This window comes from Nocardioides sp. P5_E3 (assembly GCF_054049275.1).
The window spans coordinates 23,819-40,139 of sequence record NZ_JBFUMR010000025.1; the positions used below are offsets into that span (position 1 = coordinate 23,819).

General features: G+C 71.0%; 18 protein-coding genes. 15 read left to right on the forward strand and 3 right to left on the reverse strand.

What is annotated here, in order from left to right:
• Positions 1 to 76 precede the first annotated feature (76 nt).
• From ACXJKB_RS16045 to ACXJKB_RS16065, 5 genes are all read left to right on the forward strand, one after another.
• Positions 77 to 1,246, forward strand: coding sequence for a site-2 protease family protein (locus tag ACXJKB_RS16045; RefSeq protein WP_457190062.1), 1,170 nt, complete (start codon positions 77 to 79; stop codon positions 1,244 to 1,246).
• A gap of 35 nt (positions 1,247 to 1,281) precedes the next feature.
• Positions 1,282 to 2,250 (forward strand): tRNA (adenine-N1)-methyltransferase, encoded by a 969-nt coding sequence (locus tag ACXJKB_RS16050; protein WP_457190064.1) that lies wholly within the window; start codon positions 1,282 to 1,284, stop codon positions 2,248 to 2,250.
• Positions 2,247 to 2,789 (forward strand): GrpB family protein, encoded by a 543-nt coding sequence (locus ACXJKB_RS16055; RefSeq protein ID WP_457190066.1) that lies wholly within the window; start codon positions 2,247 to 2,249, stop codon positions 2,787 to 2,789. Before ACXJKB_RS16050 ends, ACXJKB_RS16055 begins: the two co-directional genes overlap by 4 nt.
• A gap of 102 nt (positions 2,790 to 2,891) precedes the next feature.
• A complete protein-coding gene (gene arc / locus ACXJKB_RS16060) occupies positions 2,892 to 4,637 on the forward strand; it encodes a proteasome ATPase (RefSeq protein ID WP_457190068.1) in 1,746 nt (581 codons plus the stop codon).
• Positions 4,638 to 4,644: 7 nt separating this feature from the next.
• Positions 4,645 to 4,992, forward strand: a complete 348-nt coding sequence (locus ACXJKB_RS16065) for a hypothetical protein (protein ID WP_457190070.1) — start codon at positions 4,645 to 4,647, stop codon at positions 4,990 to 4,992.
• 165 nt (positions 4,993 to 5,157) lie between these two features.
• Here the strand turns inward: ACXJKB_RS16065 and ACXJKB_RS16070 are convergent, their stop codons facing one another.
• A complete protein-coding gene (locus ACXJKB_RS16070) occupies positions 5,158 to 5,781 on the reverse strand; it encodes a class I SAM-dependent methyltransferase (protein ID WP_457190072.1) in 624 nt (207 codons plus the stop codon).
• A gap of 77 nt (positions 5,782 to 5,858) precedes the next feature.
• Between ACXJKB_RS16070 and dop the strand changes: the two genes are divergently transcribed.
• The 4 genes from dop to prcA all read left to right on the forward strand — a co-directional run bounded on the left by dop (position 5,859) and on the right by prcA (position 9,601).
• Positions 5,859 to 7,379: a depupylase/deamidase Dop gene (gene dop, locus ACXJKB_RS16075; RefSeq protein WP_457190074.1), complete on the forward strand. Its 1,521-nt coding sequence runs from the start codon at positions 5,859 to 5,861 to the stop codon at positions 7,377 to 7,379.
• Positions 7,380 to 7,468: 89 nt separating this feature from the next.
• Positions 7,469 to 7,666, forward strand: coding sequence for a ubiquitin-like protein Pup (locus tag ACXJKB_RS16080; protein ID WP_457190076.1), 198 nt, complete (start codon positions 7,469 to 7,471; stop codon positions 7,664 to 7,666).
• A gap of 5 nt (positions 7,667 to 7,671) precedes the next feature.
• A complete protein-coding gene (gene prcB, locus ACXJKB_RS16085; RefSeq protein WP_457190078.1) occupies positions 7,672 to 8,502 on the forward strand; it encodes a proteasome subunit beta in 831 nt (276 codons plus the stop codon).
• 115 nt (positions 8,503 to 8,617) lie between these two features.
• On the forward strand, positions 8,618 to 9,601 hold the full coding sequence (gene prcA, locus ACXJKB_RS16090; RefSeq protein ID WP_457190080.1) for a proteasome subunit alpha: 984 nt from the start codon (positions 8,618 to 8,620) through the stop codon (positions 9,599 to 9,601).
• A 33-nt stretch (positions 9,602 to 9,634) separates the two neighbouring features.
• Here prcA and ACXJKB_RS16095 read toward each other — a convergent pair whose 3' ends face one another.
• Entirely contained in the window at positions 9,635 to 10,045 is a 411-nt protein-coding gene (locus ACXJKB_RS16095; protein ID WP_457190082.1) for a hypothetical protein, read from the reverse strand.
• Positions 10,046 to 10,091: 46 nt separating this feature from the next.
• Complete coding sequence (locus ACXJKB_RS16100; protein ID WP_457190084.1) at positions 10,092 to 10,574, reverse strand: hypothetical protein; 483 nt, start codon at positions 10,572 to 10,574, stop codon at positions 10,092 to 10,094.
• Positions 10,575 to 10,653: 79 nt separating this feature from the next.
• Between ACXJKB_RS16100 and pafA the strand changes: the two genes are divergently transcribed.
• From pafA to tatC, 6 genes are all read left to right on the forward strand, one after another.
• Complete coding sequence (gene pafA / locus ACXJKB_RS16105) at positions 10,654 to 12,015, forward strand: Pup--protein ligase (RefSeq protein WP_457190086.1); 1,362 nt, start codon at positions 10,654 to 10,656, stop codon at positions 12,013 to 12,015.
• Between the two features lie 120 nt (positions 12,016 to 12,135).
• Positions 12,136 to 13,095, forward strand: a complete 960-nt coding sequence (locus ACXJKB_RS16110; RefSeq protein ID WP_300053334.1) for an FKBP-type peptidyl-prolyl cis-trans isomerase — start codon at positions 12,136 to 12,138, stop codon at positions 13,093 to 13,095.
• Positions 13,096 to 13,156: 61 nt separating this feature from the next.
• Positions 13,157 to 14,110 carry a helix-turn-helix transcriptional regulator gene (locus ACXJKB_RS16115; protein WP_457190088.1) on the forward strand — a complete coding sequence of 318 codons (954 nt, stop codon included), beginning with the start codon at positions 13,157 to 13,159 and terminating at the stop codon, positions 14,108 to 14,110.
• Positions 14,107 to 15,102 (forward strand): helix-turn-helix transcriptional regulator, encoded by a 996-nt coding sequence (locus tag ACXJKB_RS16120; RefSeq protein WP_457190090.1) that lies wholly within the window; start codon positions 14,107 to 14,109, stop codon positions 15,100 to 15,102. Before ACXJKB_RS16115 ends, ACXJKB_RS16120 begins: the two co-directional genes overlap by 4 nt.
• A gap of 46 nt (positions 15,103 to 15,148) precedes the next feature.
• A complete protein-coding gene (gene tatA, locus ACXJKB_RS16125) occupies positions 15,149 to 15,448 on the forward strand; it encodes a twin-arginine translocase TatA/TatE family subunit (protein ID WP_457190162.1) in 300 nt (99 codons plus the stop codon).
• Positions 15,449 to 15,463: 15 nt separating this feature from the next.
• A complete protein-coding gene (tatC, locus tag ACXJKB_RS16130; RefSeq protein ID WP_457190091.1) occupies positions 15,464 to 16,300 on the forward strand; it encodes a twin-arginine translocase subunit TatC in 837 nt (278 codons plus the stop codon).
• Positions 16,301 to 16,321: the final 21 nt, after the last annotated feature.

The following is a 16,321-nucleotide window of genomic DNA, read 5'->3' on the forward strand; positions in this document are numbered from 1 at the left end:
CGACAGCAGAAGCACGGCGGCGGACGACTCGTGCGGGCAGGCCTCCGCTGTGGGCGGGGTTCGTTAGGGTCGAGGCGTGTCCGAACCCACCGATCCAGCGTCCGCCGACGGCGACCAACGGCGCCCGCCGCGCCCGCGCGGCACGCTGCGCATCGGTTCGATCGTCGGCATCGACGTCCTCATCACATCCTCCTGGTTCGTCGTCGCCCTTCTGATCTCGCTGGCGTTCGGGCCGCGCATCGAGGCTGCCCAACCCGGTCTGGGGTTCTGGAAGTACGTCGCCGGCTTCGTGTTCGCGGTCGTGCTCTACCTCTCCGTCCTGCTCCACGAGGCGTCCCACGCGGTCGTCGCCAAGCGCCTGGGCTACGGCGTCAACTCGATCACGCTGCACTTCCTCGGCGGCATGACGGAGGTCGACGGGCAGTCGCGGCGCCCTCGCCACGAGTTCTGGATCGCCGTCGTCGGTCCGCTCACCTCGATCGCGGTCGGCGCCGTGTCCGGTGCCGTGGCCTACGTCATGTCCGACGGGCTCGTCCGCGAGGCGATCATCCTGCTCGCCGGCGCCAACCTGCTGATCGGCGTGCTCAACCTCGTGCCCGGCCTGCCGCTCGACGGCGGGCGCGTGCTCAAGGCGCTGGTCTGGGGTGCCTCCGGCAACCAGCACCGCGGCACCATCGTCGCCGGGTGGGGCGGTCGCATCACGGCCCTGGCGCTGCTGGCCTGGCCGCTGGTGCAGGAGCAGGTCATCGGTGAGCCGCCGAGCATCCTCGACCTCGTCCTCGTGTTCATCCTCGGCCTGTTCCTCTGGACCGGCGCGACGGCTGCGATGGCCCACGCCCGGCTCCGGCAGCGCCTCCCTGCCCTCGTCGCGCGCCCGCTCGCTCGTCGTACGCTCACCGTCCCCGAGGACCTGCCCCTCGCCGAGGCCGTGCGCCGGGCGCAGGAGGCCGAGGCGGGCAGCATCGTCACCGTCACACCCGACGGCACGCCCGTCGGCATCGTCAGCGAGGCGGCGGTCACCGCGATGCCGGCCGAGCGGCGTCCCTGGGTGGCGGTCTCGGCGGTCGCCCGCACGATGGAGGAGGGGCTCACGCTGCCCGCCACCGTCGCGGGGGAGGACCTCATCCTCGCCATCAGTCGACGACCCGCGGAGGAGTACCTCCTCGTCGAGGCCGACGGCCGGATCTACGGGGTGCTGTCGACCGCCGACGTCGACCGCGCGTTTCGCGACAACGGTCGCCGCTGAGGGAAATCGGCCCTTGGAACACTAGGGTTCGCGCCATGTCCGAGCCTTCTCCCGACGTCCCCGCCGAGGCCTGGTCCGGCGTCCACCGCGGCCCCCTGCGTGAGGGCGAGTGGGTCCGCCTGGTCGACAACAAGGGTCGCAAGCACAACTTCGAGCTCGTCGCGGGCAAGCGGTTCTTCTCCAACAAGGGCCACCTCGACCACGACGACATGATCGGCCGCGAGGAGGGCTTCACGCTCGTCTCCTCGGCGGGCGGGCAGTACCTCGTCTTCCGCCCGCTGCTCAACGAGTTCGTGGTCTCCATGCCGCGCGGCGCGGCCGTGGTGTACCCGAAGGACGCCGCCCAGATCGTGGCGCTCGCCGACATCTACCCCGGCGCACGCGTCGTGGAGGCCGGTGCCGGGTCGGGTGCCCTCACCTGCTCGCTGCTCCGCGCCGTCGGACCGTGGGGCCGCGTCACGTCGTTCGAGCTCCGCGAGGAGTTCGCGGACGTCGCCCGGCGCAACGTCCACCAGTTCTTCTCCGCCCCCGAGGGCCAGACCCACCCGGCCTGGGACCTCCGGCTCGGCGACCTCAAGGAAGGCCTGCCGGCGCTCGGCGGCCAGGTCGACCGCGTCATCCTCGACATGCTCGACCCGTGGAACTGCGTCGACGCGGTCGCCGACGCGCTCGTGCCCGGCGGCATCGTCTGCGCCTACGTCGCCACCACCACCCAGCTCTCCCGCGTCGTCGAGACCCTGCGCGTCCACGGCGGGTTCACCGAGCCGCAGCCGTGGGAGTCCCTGGTGCGCGACTGGCACGTGGAGGGCCTCGCCGTGCGCCCGGGGCACAAGATGATCGGGCACACCGCGTTCCTCGTCACCGCGCGCCGGATGGCGCCGGGGGAGCAGCCGCCCCGCAAGACCCGGCGTCCCGCACCCGGCGCCTACGGTCCGGACTACACCGGCCCCCGGCCCGCGGACATCCCGCTGGTCGAGCCCGGGCACGTCGCCGACGACGAGTGAGCGGCATCGAGGTCGTCGACTGGTCGCCGCGGTGGGCCGAGCAGTACGCCGACGTCGCCGCGGTCCTGCGCGAGGCCCTGGCCGCCATCTCACCGGCCAAGGTCGAGCACGTCGGGTCCACGTCGGTCCCGGGGCTGGCGGCGAAGCCGATCCTCGACATCGACGTCGTCGTCGAGGCTCAGGACGTGCCCGGCGCGATCGCGGCGCTCGAGTCGGTCGGTTACGTGCATCGCGGCGACCTCGGCGTCGCCGGCAGGGAGGCCTTCCACGCGCCTGACGAGCCGCGGCGCAACGTCTACGTCTGCACCGCCGGCACCCTGAACGTGCGCAACCACCTGGCCGTCCGCGACGTGCTCCGGTCCCACGACGACCTGCGGGAGGCGTACGCCGCCGTGAAACAGGCGCTGGCGGCCGACCCGGAGATGGACATCGACACCTACCTCGCCGGGAAGTCGGCCGTGCTGCAACAGGTGCTCGAGGCGTCGGGGGAGATGACGCAGGCGGAGCTGGACACGATCCGGCGTCTCAACGGCGGTTGACGCACGCCTCACGCCTGCGTTGCGAAACGGTGATCAACACGGCGAGATATTCACTTCCGTCCCGTGGATCCATAGGTAGTGTCACTGAGCAGGAGGTGCGAGATGACTGAGCCGACCCGCGAGCAACTTGCCACTCAGGTGCGCTACCTGGAGGACGAGGTCACCGACCTGCGCCGTCGTCTGGAGGACCTGCCCGGTCAGTCGCGCGGCCTGGAGACCCGGCTGGCCGACGCGCAGCGGTCCCTGGCGGCTGTCTCGAGCCAGAACGAGCGGCTCGCCCAGACGCTGCGCGACGCGCGCGACCAGATCACCACGCTCAAGGAGGAGGTCGACCGGCTGGCGCAGCCGCCGGCGGGCTTCGGCACGTTCCTCGGGCGCAACGACGACGACTCCGTCGACGTCTTCACCGGCGGGCGCAAGCTGCGCGTCAGCGTGAGCCCCGCCGTCGAGCTCGACGGCCTCGTGCGCGGCCAGGAGGTCATGCTCAACGAGGCCCTCAACGTCGTCGCCGCCCTCGACTTCGAGCAGGTGGGCGAGGTCGTGATGCTGAAGGAGATCCTCGCCGACGGCGAGCGCGCCCTCGTGATCGCCAACGCCGACGAGGAGCGCGTGGTCCGGCTTGCCGAGCCGCTGTGCGCCGAGGACGTCACCATCCGGGCCGGTGACTCGCTGCTGCTCGACACCCGTGCCGGCTACGTCTACGAGGTCGTCCCGAAGTCGGAGGTCGAGGAGCTCGTCCTCGAGGAGGTGCCCGACATCGACTACACGCAGATCGGCGGGCTCACCACCCAGATCGACGCGATCCGCGACGCCGTCGAGCTGCCCTACCTCCACCCCGAGCTGTTCAAGGAACACGAGCTCAAGCCGCCGAAGGGCGTGCTGCTCTACGGCCCGCCCGGTTGCGGGAAGACGCTGATCGCCAAGGCGGTCGCCAACTCGCTGGCCAAGAAGGTCTCCGAGCGCACCGGGGCGTCGGGGAAGTCCTACTTCCTCAACATCAAGGGTCCCGAGCTGCTCAACAAGTACGTCGGCGAGACCGAGCGCCACATCCGCCTGGTCTTCCAGCGGGCGCGCGAGAAGGCCTCGCTCGGTACCCCGGTCATCGTGTTCTTCGACGAGATGGACTCGCTCTTCCGCACCCGCGGTTCGGGCGTGTCCTCCGACGTGGAGAACACGATCGTGCCCCAGCTGCTCAGCGAGATCGACGGCGTGGAGGCTCTCGAGAACGTCCTCGTGATCGGTGCCTCCAACCGCGAGGACATGATCGACCCCGCCATCCTGCGCCCGGGTCGCCTCGACGTGAAGATCAAGATCGAGCGCCCCGACGCCGAGTCGGCGCGCGACATCTTCTCGAAGTACCTCACCCCGAGCCTGCCGCTGCACGCCGAGGACCTCACCGAGTTCGGCCAGGACCGCATGGCCACCGTCAACGCGATGATCCGCGCGACGGTGGAGCGGATGTACACCGAGTCGGAGGAGAACCGCTTCCTCGAGGTCACCTACGCCAACGGCGACAAGGAGGTCCTCTACTTCAAGGACTTCAACTCCGGCGCGATGATCCAGAACATCGTCGACCGGGCCAAGAAGATGGCGATCAAGGACTTCCTCGACAGCGACCTCAACCCCGCCCAGCGAGGCCTCCGGGTCCAGCACATGCTCCAGGCGTGCGTGGACGAGTTCAAGGAGAACGAGGACCTGCCCAACACCACCAACCCCGACGACTGGGCGCGGATCTCGGGCAAGAAGGGCGAGCGGATCGTCTTCATCCGCACGCTCATCACCGGCAAGCAGGGCACCGAGCCCGGTCGCTCGATCGACACGGTCGCCAACACCGGCCAGTACCTCTGAGCTGCGGATGAGCCACGGGGACGACCTCGGCCACGGCGACATCGAGGCCGCCCTCGAGGCTCGGCGCGAGCTCGGTGCCCGCTACGACGCCGAGCTCGTGGACGGCTTCGCCGAGCGCATCGAGCGTGCGGTGGAGCGCCGAGCGGCCGAGCGGGGCGAGCTGCAGCAACGTCGTACGGCCGCCGTGGCCGGTGCCGGTGGCCGCCAGCTGGCCCTCGGCATCATCTCGCTGGTGGCGTTCATCCCGATCAGCATCGTGCTCGGCGTGAACGACCAGTTCCTGGCGCTGCTGGTCACGCTTGCCGGGATCGTCGCCGTCAACGCCGCGCATGCGTGGCAGTCCCGCGGCGACTGAGCAACACGTCGGCCCGGACACCCCTGGGAGGGTGTGGTCGCGGTGCGTGCGCGCACTAGGTTGACGGGATGCGAACCATTCTGATCATCGTCGTCATCGTCGTCATCGTGCTGTTCCTCGTCGGGTTCCTCCGCCGCGGACGCTGACCATCCGCCCCACGTCGTCTCAGCCGGCCACGAGCCGGTAGACGTACGTCCACGGCCGGGAGAGGGCCGGTCCGGGCAGGTAGTCCTGCTCCCGGTCCTCAACCCGCCACCCAGCGGACGCGAGCAGGTCCGGCACGTCGCGGGTCAGGTGGCAGCCGGCAAAGACGGTTCGTTGCACGGGCTCCATCCGACGCTGCCACCGGCGTACGGACTCCTCGGGAGCGAGACCGTGCTCGAGCGCGTGCAGCCGCCCGCCGGCGCGCACCACCCGCCGTGCCTCCCGCAGCGCCAGCAGGGGGTCAGGCACCGTGCACAGGCTGAAGGTCACCAGCGCGCTGTCGTGCGAGTCGTCCGGCAGGTCGAGCCGCTGGCCGTCGAGCCCGGCCCGGACGACCGGGACGTCGCTGGCGGACCGCCGGCCCTCGGAGAGCTCCCAGGCCAGGTCCGACGGCTCGATCGCGGCCACCGACGTCAGCCCGCCGGGATACCAGGGGACGTTGAGCCCACTGCCGAAGCCGATCTCGAGCACCCGTCCGGTGAGCCCGGCGCAGACGGCCCTGCGCAGCTCGTCCAGCTCGGGGCCCCGCAGGCTCCGGTCGGTCAGGCGCGGCAGCACGCGCTCGTCCCACACCCGTAGGCTCATCGCATGACCTCCACCCCGCAGTGTTCTTCGCTTCCCCCGCTGCGCTCCTCCATCGAACAACACGGCGGGGGCCCCGGATGAGCGTACGGCGCGTGATGGGCACGGAGGTCGAGTACGGCATCTCGGTGCAGGGACAGCCGTCGGCCAACCCGATGGTCGCGTCCTCCCAGATCGTCAACGCCTACGCCAGCTCGACGGTAAAGGCGCGGCGGGCGCGCTGGGACTTCGAGGAGGAGTCGCCGCTGCGTGACGCGCGCGGCTTCGACATGGCCCGGCAGGTGGCCGACCCGAGCCAGCTCACCGACGAGGACCTCGGCCTGGCCAACGTCATCCTCACCAACGGTGCGCGGCTCTACGTCGACCACGCGCACCCGGAGTACTCCTCACCGGAGGTGACAACGCCGCTCGACGTGGTCCGGTGGGAGAAGGCGGGGGAGCAGGTGATGCTCGACGCGTCGCGGATGGCGGCGCAGGTGCCGGGCAGCACCCCGATCGTGCTCTACAAGAACAACACCGACAACAAGGGCGCGTCCTACGGCGCCCACGAGAACTACCTGATGCGGCGCTCGACGTCGTTCGCCGAGATCGTCCGCCACCTGAMGCCGTTCTTCGTCTCCCGCCAGGTCGTCACCGGCGCGGGCCGCGTCGGCATCGGGCAGGACGGGCGCGACACGACGCCCGAGCGCGGCTTCCAGATCAGCCAGCGCGCGGACTACTTCGAGGTCGAGGTGGGGCTCGAGACCACCCTCAAGCGGCCGATCATCAACACCCGCGACGAGCCGCACGCCGACCCCGCGGTCTACCGCCGACTCCACGTCATCCTCGGCGACGCCAACCTCGCCGAGGTCTCGATCTACCTCAAGACCGGCACCACGTCGCTCGTGCTCGCGATGATCGAGGACGGCTTCATCGACCGCGACCTGAGCGTCGAGGGGGCCGTCAAGGCGCTGCGCGACGTCTCTCACGACCCGACGCTGCGGCAGCTCGTCACCCTGCGAGACGGGCGCCGGCTCACTGCCGTACAGCTGCAGCTGGAGTACCTCGACCTCGCCCGCAAGTACGTCGAGGACCGCTACGGCGCCGATGCCGACGAGCAGACCGTGGACGTCCTCGCCCGCTGGGAGTCGGTGCTGACCCGGCTCGAGCGCGACCCGATGGAGTGCGCCGGGGAGCTCGACTGGGTCGCCAAGCTCAAGCTGCTCACCCAGTACCGCGACCGCGACGACCTCGACTGGGACGACGCCAAGCTGCACCTCATCGACCTGCAGTACGCCGACGTACGACCCGACAAGGGGCTCTACCACCGGCTCGCCGCCGCCGGTCGCATCGAGCGGTTGCTCGACGACGCGACGATCGAGGCGGCCATGCACGACCCGCCGGTCGACACCCGCGCCTACTTCCGCGGCCGCTGCCTCGACAAGTACGCCGACTCGGTGGCCGCCGCGTCGTGGGACTCGGTGATCTTCGACCTCCCGGGCCGCGAGTCGCTCCAGCGGGTCCCCACCATCGACCCCCTCCGCGGCACCCGCGCCCACGTCGGCGAGCTGATCGACCGGAGCGACTCCGCCCAGGCCCTCGTTGCGGCGATCACCCGCTGAGGGCCTGACGGCGTCCGCGGAGCACGACGCGCCCGTCCGCCGACGGTGAACGTCCTTGTGGCGTCGGCGGGAGTGGATAGGGTCGAGGCATGGCCCAGGAGCAGAAGCAGCCGCGCAAGTCCTCGCAGGAGGACACGGCGACCGAGGAGGTCGTCGAGTCCGACGTCGCCGAGCGCAAGGAGATGATCGACGAGGACGTCGACGCGATCCTCGACGAGATCGACGAGGTCCTCGAGACCAACGCCGAGGACTTCGTGAAGTCGTTCATCCAGAAGGGCGGTCAGTGAGCCGCATGAGCGACTCCCGACTGCCTGCGTCCTACATGACCCCCGGGACGTCGAGCTTCGCCGACTTCCTGGGCGCCCAGGCGCCCGACCTCCTGCCGTCGCGGCGCGCGGTCCCCACCGGTGACGCCGGCAACCTGGCCCCGCACGGCACCACGATCGTCGCGGCCACCTTCGCCGGGGGCGTCGTCATGGCCGGCGACCGGCGCGCGACGATGGGCAACATCATCGCCCAGCGCGACATCGAGAAGGTCTTCCCGGCCGACGAGTTCTCCGTGGTCGGCATCGCCGGCGCCGCGGGTCTCGCCGTCGAGATGGTCCGGCTGTTCCAGACCGAGCTCGAGCACTACGAGAAGATCGAGGGCACGACGCTGTCGATGGACGGCAAGGCCAACCGGCTCGCCGCCCTCATCCGCGCCAACCTCGGCCTGGCGATGCAGGGCCTCGCCGTCGTGCCGCTCTTCGCCGGCTACGACCTCGTCGCCGACCAGGGCCGCATCTTCAGCTACGACGTGACCGGCGGACGCTACGAGGAGACGGCCTTCCACTCCGTCGGGTCCGGCTCGCTGTTCGCCCGCGGTTCGCTCAAGAAGCTCTACCGCGACGACCTCGACGCCGAGGGCGCGGTCACGGCCCTGGTCCAGGCGCTCTACGACGCCGCCGACGACGACTCGGCCACCGGCGGCCCCGACCTGACCCGCCGGATCTTCCCGGTGGTCCACGTGATCACGCCCGACGGTGGCCGGCGGCTGCCCGACGAAGAGGTCTCGGCCATCGCCGACCGGATCATCGCCGCCCGGATGCAGCGCCCCGACGGCCCGGCCGCGGCCCTGACCTGAGTGACCAAGGAGCTTCAGTGAAGAGCGAGCGAAGCGAGCACGCGACCGAGCGCAGCGAGGTCGCCATCAAGAACAGCCATGCCCTGGCATGCTCATGTGAGGCCGGAGGCCGAGCATGAGCATGCCGTTCTACGTCTCGCCCGAGCAGCTGATGAAGGACCGGGCCGACTTCGCCCGCAAGGGCATCGCCCGCGGTCGTTCCGTCATCGCCGTGCAGTTCGCCGACGGGGTCCTGTTCGTCTCCGAGAACCCCTCCCAGGCGCTGCACAAGGTCAGCGAGATCTACGACCGGATCGCCTTCGCGGCGGTCGGTCGCTACAACGAGTTCGAGAACCTCCGCATCGCCGGCGTACGCCTTGCCGACATGCGCGGCTACGCCTACGACCGGCGCGACGTCACCGGCCGCGGCCTCGCCAACGCCTATGCCCAGACCCTCGGCACGATCTTCTCCTCCGGCGGCGAGAAGCCCTACGAGGTCGAGATCTTCGTCGCCGAGGTCGGTGACGCGCCCGAGGACGACCAGCTCTACCGACTCACCTACGACGGCCAGGTGGCCGACGAGCACGGCTACGCCGTGATGGGTGGGGCGGCCGACACGGTCGCAGGCCACCTCGCCGACCACTACGTCGGCGGCGGCTCGCTGGAGGAGACGCTCCGCATCGCGGTCGCGGCCCTGGGCCACAGCGAGTCCGAGGACCGGGTGATCCCGGCCGGCGACCTCGAGGTCGCGGTCCTCGACCGCACCCGCACCCAGCCCCGGAAGTTCCTCCGGCTGCGCGAGTCCAGGCTCGTCGAGATCCTCGGCGGGCGCGGTGTCGAGCGGGCCGACGAGGCGGCACCGGAGGACGCGCTCGCCGGGTCCGGTCCGCGGCAGTCCGGTCAGGACGACCCGGCCGATCCCACCGACCAGGTCTCCGGGGCCACACTGCCCCTCGAGGACCCGATCACCGGCGAGCCGCCCGTGGCCCCGCCGCCAACCGCGCCCCCGGTCGCACCCCCGGTCGCACCGCCCCCGCCGGCCCCCGAGCCGACGCAGCCCCCGACGCAGCCCCCGACGCCGGGCACACCCCCGCCGCCGACGGAGCCGGGTGAGGTCTGATTGACCCGAGGCCCCAGCGGTCCTCGGCGAGCCTCAGCGCAGGTTGAGTCCCGGCCACTCGGCCGTCGGTTCGGTGGGGATGCCGTTGAGGCGCCGGCGGTAGCGGACGGACGAGTCGAACTCGGCCAGCGCGCTCCACAACCGCTGGTGCGCGGCCCAGGGGAGGGGACCCGAGGGACGCGCGTTGCCCTCCGGACCGAACTCGTGCCAGGCGGCGCCGAAGCCGATCCAGGCGGGCGTCCAGTCGAAGGCGTCGTCCCACGCACCTTGCCGCTGCTCGATCAGCCGCTTGCGGAGCTGGAACTCCATCCGCGGCCCGTCGACGACGACGGGTGCCGTGCGCACGGGCCACAGCCACATGTCGTCGGTCATGACCCTCAGCTCCAGGTCCTGGACGACGTCCGGCGCAACCAGCACGGTCGCGACGAGGTGGCGAGGTCCCATGGGGGAACGCTCGCCCGAGTGACGGCCGGCCGTCAAGGGCGACCTGTCAGGAAGTCGACGACGCCGTCCTCCTCGCCGCCTGCCGCCTGTCGATGGCGCTCGTGGCCAGCGAGGCACCTGCCGCGGCGACGCCCATCCACAGGCGTGGACGGCGTACGCCCCGCCTGGTGAGGGCGCCCTCGGCCCACGCGTCGGCCGACTGACCGCCACGGCTCATCCCGGCGACCGCGGCGCCCAACCCGACGGCGATCCCGGCCTTCGCCGCAGGACCCAGCGTGAACGGAGGCGCATCCCGCTCCTCCCGCTCGACGAGCTTGCCGGGTGTGTGCAGGAAGAGGCCGACGGTGCCGGCGGCGAGCGCTCCCATCCCACCGTGCAGCGCCCAGCGGGTCGGACGCGACCAGCGCTGCACCGGCATGTAGGTCGTGGCAACGCCGGTGAGCACGGCGCTCACGACCTGTGCGGGCCACGACTCGAGCCGAGGGTCGGGTCGGACGTCGGGACGGGAGTCAGGAGCCTGCTCATCCATGCCCGCAACCTAGGCAGCCGAGGCAAGTTTCGGCGCGGAGTGGGGGTCCCGACGTGGTCCGCGGTCCTAGGGTGGGTCCATGGACCGGCGGATCTTCGGCATCGAGAACGAGTACGGCGTCACGTGCACGTTCAAGGGGCAGCGCCGGCTGAGCCCCGACGAGGTCGCCCGCTACCTCTTCCGCAAGGTCGTCAGCTGGGGCCGCTCGTCCAACGTGTTCCTGCGCAACGGGGCGCGGCTCTACCTCGACGTCGGCAGCCACCCCGAGTACGCCACCCCGGAGTGCGACGACATCGTCGACCTCGTCACGCACGACAAGGCGGGCGAGCGCATCCTCGAGGGCCTGCTGCTCGACGCCGAGGCGCGCCTTCACGAGGAGGGCATCGCCGGCGACATCTACCTGTTCAAGAACAACACCGACTCCGCTGGCAACTCCTACGGCTGCCACGAGAACTACCTCGTCGGCCGCGCGGGGGAGTTCAGCCGGCTGGCCGACATCCTGATCCCGTTCCTGGTGACCCGGCAGATCGTCGTCGGCGCCGGCAAGGTCGTGATGACGCCGCGCGGGGCGTCGTACAGCGTGAGCCAACGCGCCGAGCACATCTGGGAGGGCGTCAGCAGCGCCACCACCCGCAGCCGGCCCATCATCAACACCCGCGACGAGCCGCACGCCGACGCGGAGCGGTTCCGGCGCCTGCACGTCATCGTCGGCGACTCCAACATGAGCGAGACCACCACGATGCTCAAGGTGGCGTCGTGCGACCTCGTGCTGCGGATGATCGAGGAGGGCGTGGTGATGCGCGACCTCACGATGGAGAACCCGATCCGCGCGATCCGCGAGATCAGCCACGACCCCACCGGCCAGCGCAAGGTCCGCCTGGCCAACGGCCGCGAGGCCAGCGCGCTGGAGATCCAGGCCGAGTACCTCGGCAAGGCCCGCGACTTCGTCGACCGTCGCCAGATCTCCACCCCGACCATCGAGCGGGCGCTCGACCTGTGGGAGCGCGGCCTCAAGGCCGTCGAGTCCGACGACCTCGGTCTCGTGGACCGCGAGATCGACTGGGTCATCAAGCTCAAGCTGATCGAGCGCTACCGCGCCAAGCACGGCATGTCCCTCGGCGACGCCCGCATCGCGCAGCTCGACCTCGCCTACCACGACATCCACCGGGGCCGCGGGCTCTACTACCTGCTCGAGAAGCGCGGCGCGGTCGCCCGCGTGAGCAGCGACCTGAAGATCTTCGAGGCCAAGAGCGTGCCGCCGCAGAACACCCGCGCGCGCCTGCGCGGCGAGTTCATCCGTCGCGCGCAGGAGCGGCGCCGTGACTTCACCGTCGACTGGGTGCACCTCAAGCTCAACGACCAGGCGCAGCGCACGGTGCTGTGCAAGGACCCGTTCAAGGCGTACGACGAGCGGGTGCAGCGCCTCATCGACGGCATGTGACCTCCCCGTGACCTGCCCGCGCGGTCGTCGCGGTGGTGTCGCGGCGGTGTCGCGGCGGTGCGCGTGGGGTGTGCTGGATAGGGTGTCCGGGCAACGCCGACCGATCGAACAGGTGAATCCGTGTCTCGTGTACGTTCCGCTGCCCTCAGCGGTGTCCTCTCCCTCAGCATGCTCGGCCTTGCCGCGTGCGGCTCCGGCTCCAGCGACCCGCAGGAGGGCGGCGAGTCCCTCAGCTCGGTGACCATCGAGGGCGACCAGGGCTCGGAGCCGAAGGTCACCTTCGACGGCCGCCTCGACGGCTCGAAGGACGAGACCGAGGTCCTCGTCGAGGGCGACGGCGAGGAGGTCGCCGAGGGCGACACCGTGAAGGCCAACTGGTGGATCGGCAACGGCTTCACCGAGAAGAAGGCCCAGAGCACCTGGACCAAGGACGGTGCCCCGCAGTCGGTGGAGATGTCGGAGGACATCCTGCCGTTCCTGCGCGAGACGGTCATCGGCAACCAGGTCGGCGACCGCGTCGTGCTGCTCACCAGCGCCGAGGAGGCGTTCGGTGAGGGCGGGCGCCCCGACATCGGCATCGGCAACAAGGACGCCGTCCTGGCGGTCGTCGACATCCTTGGCCGGTCCGAGACGGTGCCGCCGCTCGACGGCCCGCAGGGCGAGGACAAGAAGCCCGCGGGCTGGGCGCCGGAGCTGGTCGAGAAGGACGGTGTCATCACCGGCCTCGACTTCAGCACCGCCCACAAGCCCAGCGGCAAGCTGATCGCCACCACCCTCGTGAAGGGCGACGGCGCCAAGGTGAAGGCCGGCCAGACCCTCACCGTCAACTACCTCGGCCAGGTCTACGACGCCGACAAGCCGTTCGACGAGTCCTACAGCGGCGAGCCGGCCGAGTTCCCGATCGGTGTCGGCCAGGTCATCCCGGGCTGGGACGAGCGCCTCGTGGGTCGCACCGTCGGTTCGCGCGTGATCCTGGAGATCCCGCCGGCAGACGGCTACGGCGAGCAGGGCAACGAGCAGGCCGGGATCAAGGGCACCGACACCCTGTTCTTCGTCGTCGACATCCTCGGCGCTTCCTGACCCGACCGACTGGCGCAGGGAGAGGGGGACAGGAATGGTGCAGCCACGGGCAGAACGGCTGATGAACCTCCACATCCTGCTGCTCGGCGCCAAGCGCTTCATCGGCAAGGACGCGATCCGCGAGGCGTGCTACCCCGAGCACGCCCGCGGGCCGGCCGGCGACGAGGCGTTCGAGCGTGCCTTCGAGCGCGACAAGGACGCCCTGCGCCAGATCGGCGCCGTGATCGAGGTCGGGAGCGCTGACGCGTTCTTCGACGACGAGATCGGCTACCGCATCCCGACCGAGCAGACCTCGCTCCCCGAGATCCGGTTCGAGTCCGACGAGGCGGCCGTGCTCGGCCTGGCCGCCCAGGTCTGGCAGCAGGCGACCCTCGCGAAGGCGACGGGCCGGGCGCTGGCCAAGCTGAAGGGGCAGGGCGTCGAGATCGACCCGTCACGCCTCGAGGTCGTCGCCCCGGCCATCACCGCCGACGAGCCGGCCTTCGAGCCGCTCTGGGACGCGGTCGGCAAGCGTCGCCAGGTCAGCTTCCCCTACCAGCGCGCCGACGAGACCGCGCCCACCACCCGACGGGTCCAGCCCTGGGGTCTCGCGCGCTCCTCGGGCCGCTGGTACGTCGTGGGCTTCGACGTCGACCGCGGTGGCGAGCGCGTCTTCCGGCTGTCCCGCATCGTCGGCACCGTCCGTGCCAGCGGCAAGTCCGGGGCGTACGACGTCCCGCCGGGCACCGACGTGCGCGAGGTCGCCCGGCGGCTCTCGCCGTCGTACCCCTCCGTCCGGGCCGAGATCCGGGTGCGGCAGGGCACCGGCGTCGGCCTGCGCCGGCGAGCGGAGTCGTTGACGCCGATCGCCGACCGTCCCGGGTGGGACGCCGTGGTCGTCCAGGGGCCCGTGCACGAGCTGGCCGACGAGGTGCTCACCTACGGCGCCGACGTGGTCGTGGTGGCGCCGCAGTCCCTGCGCGACGACGTCGTCGCCCGGCTCCGCGCCGTGGCCTCATCGCGTGAGTCGTCATGACCACGCAGACCGGCGACACTGCGCCCGACCAGGTGGCGCGCCTGCTCGCGCTGGTGCCCTACCTCCTGGCACGCGGCGAGGTGCGCCTCGAGGACGCCGCCGCCCACTTCGGCACCGACGCGGACCAGATCGAGCGCGACCTGCGGCTGCTGTTCATGACCGGGGTGTCGCCCGGGCTGCCCGGCGACCTCATCGAGGTCGACCTCGAGGCACTGGAGGGCGACCGGATCATCCGGGTCGACAACGCCGACTACCTCGCCCGGCCGGTGCGCTTCTCGCCCGCCGAGGCCACCTCGCTCGTCGTGGCCTTGCGCACGATGGTCGACACCGCCCCCGCTGAGGCACGCGAGGTCATCGAGCGGACCCTGGCCAAGCTCGAGCAGGCCGCCGGCCAGGACGGCGAGGGCCTGCTCCGCCTGCACGTCACGCCGACGCCGCTCGAGAGCAGCGCCGTCGTCCCGGTGCTGGAGTCGGCGCTGGCCCACGGCCACCAGGCCGAGATCACCTACCACGTGCCGTCCCGCGACCGGGAGTCCCGCCGCGTCGTCGATCCCCGCGGGCTGGCCCGGGTCGAGGACCTGCTCTACCTCGACGCCTGGTGCCACACCGCCGGGGGCGACCGCGCCTTCCGGGTCGACCGCATCGTGGCCGCCACGGAGCTCGACAGCCCCGTCGCCGACCCGGGCGCCCGCGCCCGCGACCTCACCGGCGGCTGGTTCACCGACGCCGAGACCACGACCGTCACCCTGCGCCTGGCACCCCCGGCGCGCTGGGTCGTCGAGTACTACCCGGTGACCGGCCGGCGACCGGGTCCCGACGGCACGATCGACGTCGACCTCGAGGTGGCCAGCGAGGAGTGGGTGAAGTCCCTGCTCCTGCGCCTGGCGCCCCACGCCGAGCTGCTCGCACCGGCCGCGTACGCGGACGCTTTCACGACCGCGGCCCGGGCGGCACTCCGCATGTACGAGGACGACGGCGTAGACTCCGACTGACCCCCAGCACGTGATGCACCACACCACCAATGACGGAGTGACCCACATGATCAACCCGATGATCGGCATGCCGCAGGGCCTGGAGTGGCTCGTGATCCTGGCGATCGTGGTGCTCGTGTTCGGTGCCGCCAAGCTCCCCGACCTGGCCCGCAGCTCGGGTCAGGCGCTGCGCATCTTCAAGACGGAGACCAAGAGCCTCCRCGACGACGAGGACGACGACAAGACCCCGGAGCAGCGCGAGATCGAGGCCCGCAACGAGGCCCGCGACCCGGCCGCGGGTGGCGAGGTGCGCAACGACACCTCCGGTGAGGTGCTGCGCGAGCGGCGCGACGACACCACCGCCTGATCGCCGGAGTCCAGATTGAGGATCGCCGGTCTCGTCGGCCTGTTCAAGGGGCCGTCGTCCGACGCCGTCGGCCCCGACGGACGGATGGCACTCGCCGACCACTTCCGCGAGTTCCGCGCGCGGCTGCTGCGCTGCCTGCTGGTGTTCGGCGTCGCGCTCGCGGTGGCGATCGTCTTCCGTCACGCGATCTACGACGCGGTCTACGGCCCCTACCAAGAGGCCCAGAAGACACTGGCGCCCGGCACGTCGATCGCCACGACCAGCGGCGCAGGCGCAGGCCTGCTCCTCTGGCTGACCCTGTGCGGCTTCGCCGCCGCCATCGTGACCGCGCCCTACTGGCTCTACCAGATCTGGGCGTTCGTGCTGCCCGGGCTCTACGCCCAAGAGCGGAAGATGAGCCGCGTCTTCGTGGCCGTCGCCGGACCGCTCTTCCTCACCGGCATCGTCCTGGGCTACGTCACCCTGCCGATCGCGCTCGAGGTGCTGATCGGCTTCAACCCCGACGGCGTCACGAACCTGATCGACTTCAACGACTACCTGCAGTTCTTCACCCGCACGCTCTTCGTGTTCGGGCTGGCCTTCAACATCCCGGTCTTCGTCGTGCTGCTCAACTTCGCCGGCGTGGTGAAGGGGTCCGCCCTCAAGGCCTACCGACCGTGGATCGTCATCGGCACCTTCATCTTCGCCGCCGTCGCGACCCCCTCGGCCGATCCCTTCACGATGACCCTGATGGCGGTCCCGATGGTGCTGCTGTTCTTCGCCTCCGAGGCCATCGCGCGGTTCAACGACAAGCGCCGCGCCCGTCGCGCTCCCAACGCCGGCCTCTCGCCGGACGAGCTGTCCTCCATCTGAGGCACCCCAACCGGTTCTGAC

What these genes read in the sequence shown, in the direction of transcription:
- ACXJKB_RS16100 (WP_457190084.1), bottom strand. Translation starts at nt 10,574, where the DNA reads ATGGATGAGCAGGCTCCTGACTCCCGTCCCGACGTCCGACCCGACCCT.
- prcA (WP_457190080.1), top strand. Translation starts at nt 8,618, where the DNA reads ATGAGCATGCCGTTCTACGTCTCGCCCGAGCAGCTGATGAAGGACCGG.
- ACXJKB_RS16050 (WP_457190064.1), top strand. Translation starts at nt 1,282, where the DNA reads ATGTCCGAGCCTTCTCCCGACGTCCCCGCCGAGGCCTGGTCCGGCGTC.
- ACXJKB_RS16115 (WP_457190088.1), top strand. Translation starts at nt 13,157, where the DNA reads ATGAACCTCCACATCCTGCTGCTCGGCGCCAAGCGCTTCATCGGCAAG.
- arc (WP_457190068.1), top strand. Translation starts at nt 2,892, where the DNA reads ATGACTGAGCCGACCCGCGAGCAACTTGCCACTCAGGTGCGCTACCTG.
- ACXJKB_RS16065 (WP_457190070.1), top strand. Translation starts at nt 4,645, where the DNA reads ATGAGCCACGGGGACGACCTCGGCCACGGCGACATCGAGGCCGCCCTC.
- ACXJKB_RS16095 (WP_457190082.1), bottom strand. Translation starts at nt 10,045, where the DNA reads ATGGGACCTCGCCACCTCGTCGCGACCGTGCTGGTTGCGCCGGACGTC.
- prcB (WP_457190078.1), top strand. Translation starts at nt 7,672, where the DNA reads ATGAGCGACTCCCGACTGCCTGCGTCCTACATGACCCCCGGGACGTCG.
- ACXJKB_RS16070 (WP_457190072.1), bottom strand. Translation starts at nt 5,781, where the DNA reads ATGAGCCTACGGGTGTGGGACGAGCGCGTGCTGCCGCGCCTGACCGAC.
- pafA (WP_457190086.1), top strand. Translation starts at nt 10,654, where the DNA reads ATGGACCGGCGGATCTTCGGCATCGAGAACGAGTACGGCGTCACGTGC.
- ACXJKB_RS16080 (WP_457190076.1), top strand. Translation starts at nt 7,469, where the DNA reads ATGGCCCAGGAGCAGAAGCAGCCGCGCAAGTCCTCGCAGGAGGACACG.
- ACXJKB_RS16120 (WP_457190090.1), top strand. Translation starts at nt 14,107, where the DNA reads ATGACCACGCAGACCGGCGACACTGCGCCCGACCAGGTGGCGCGCCTG.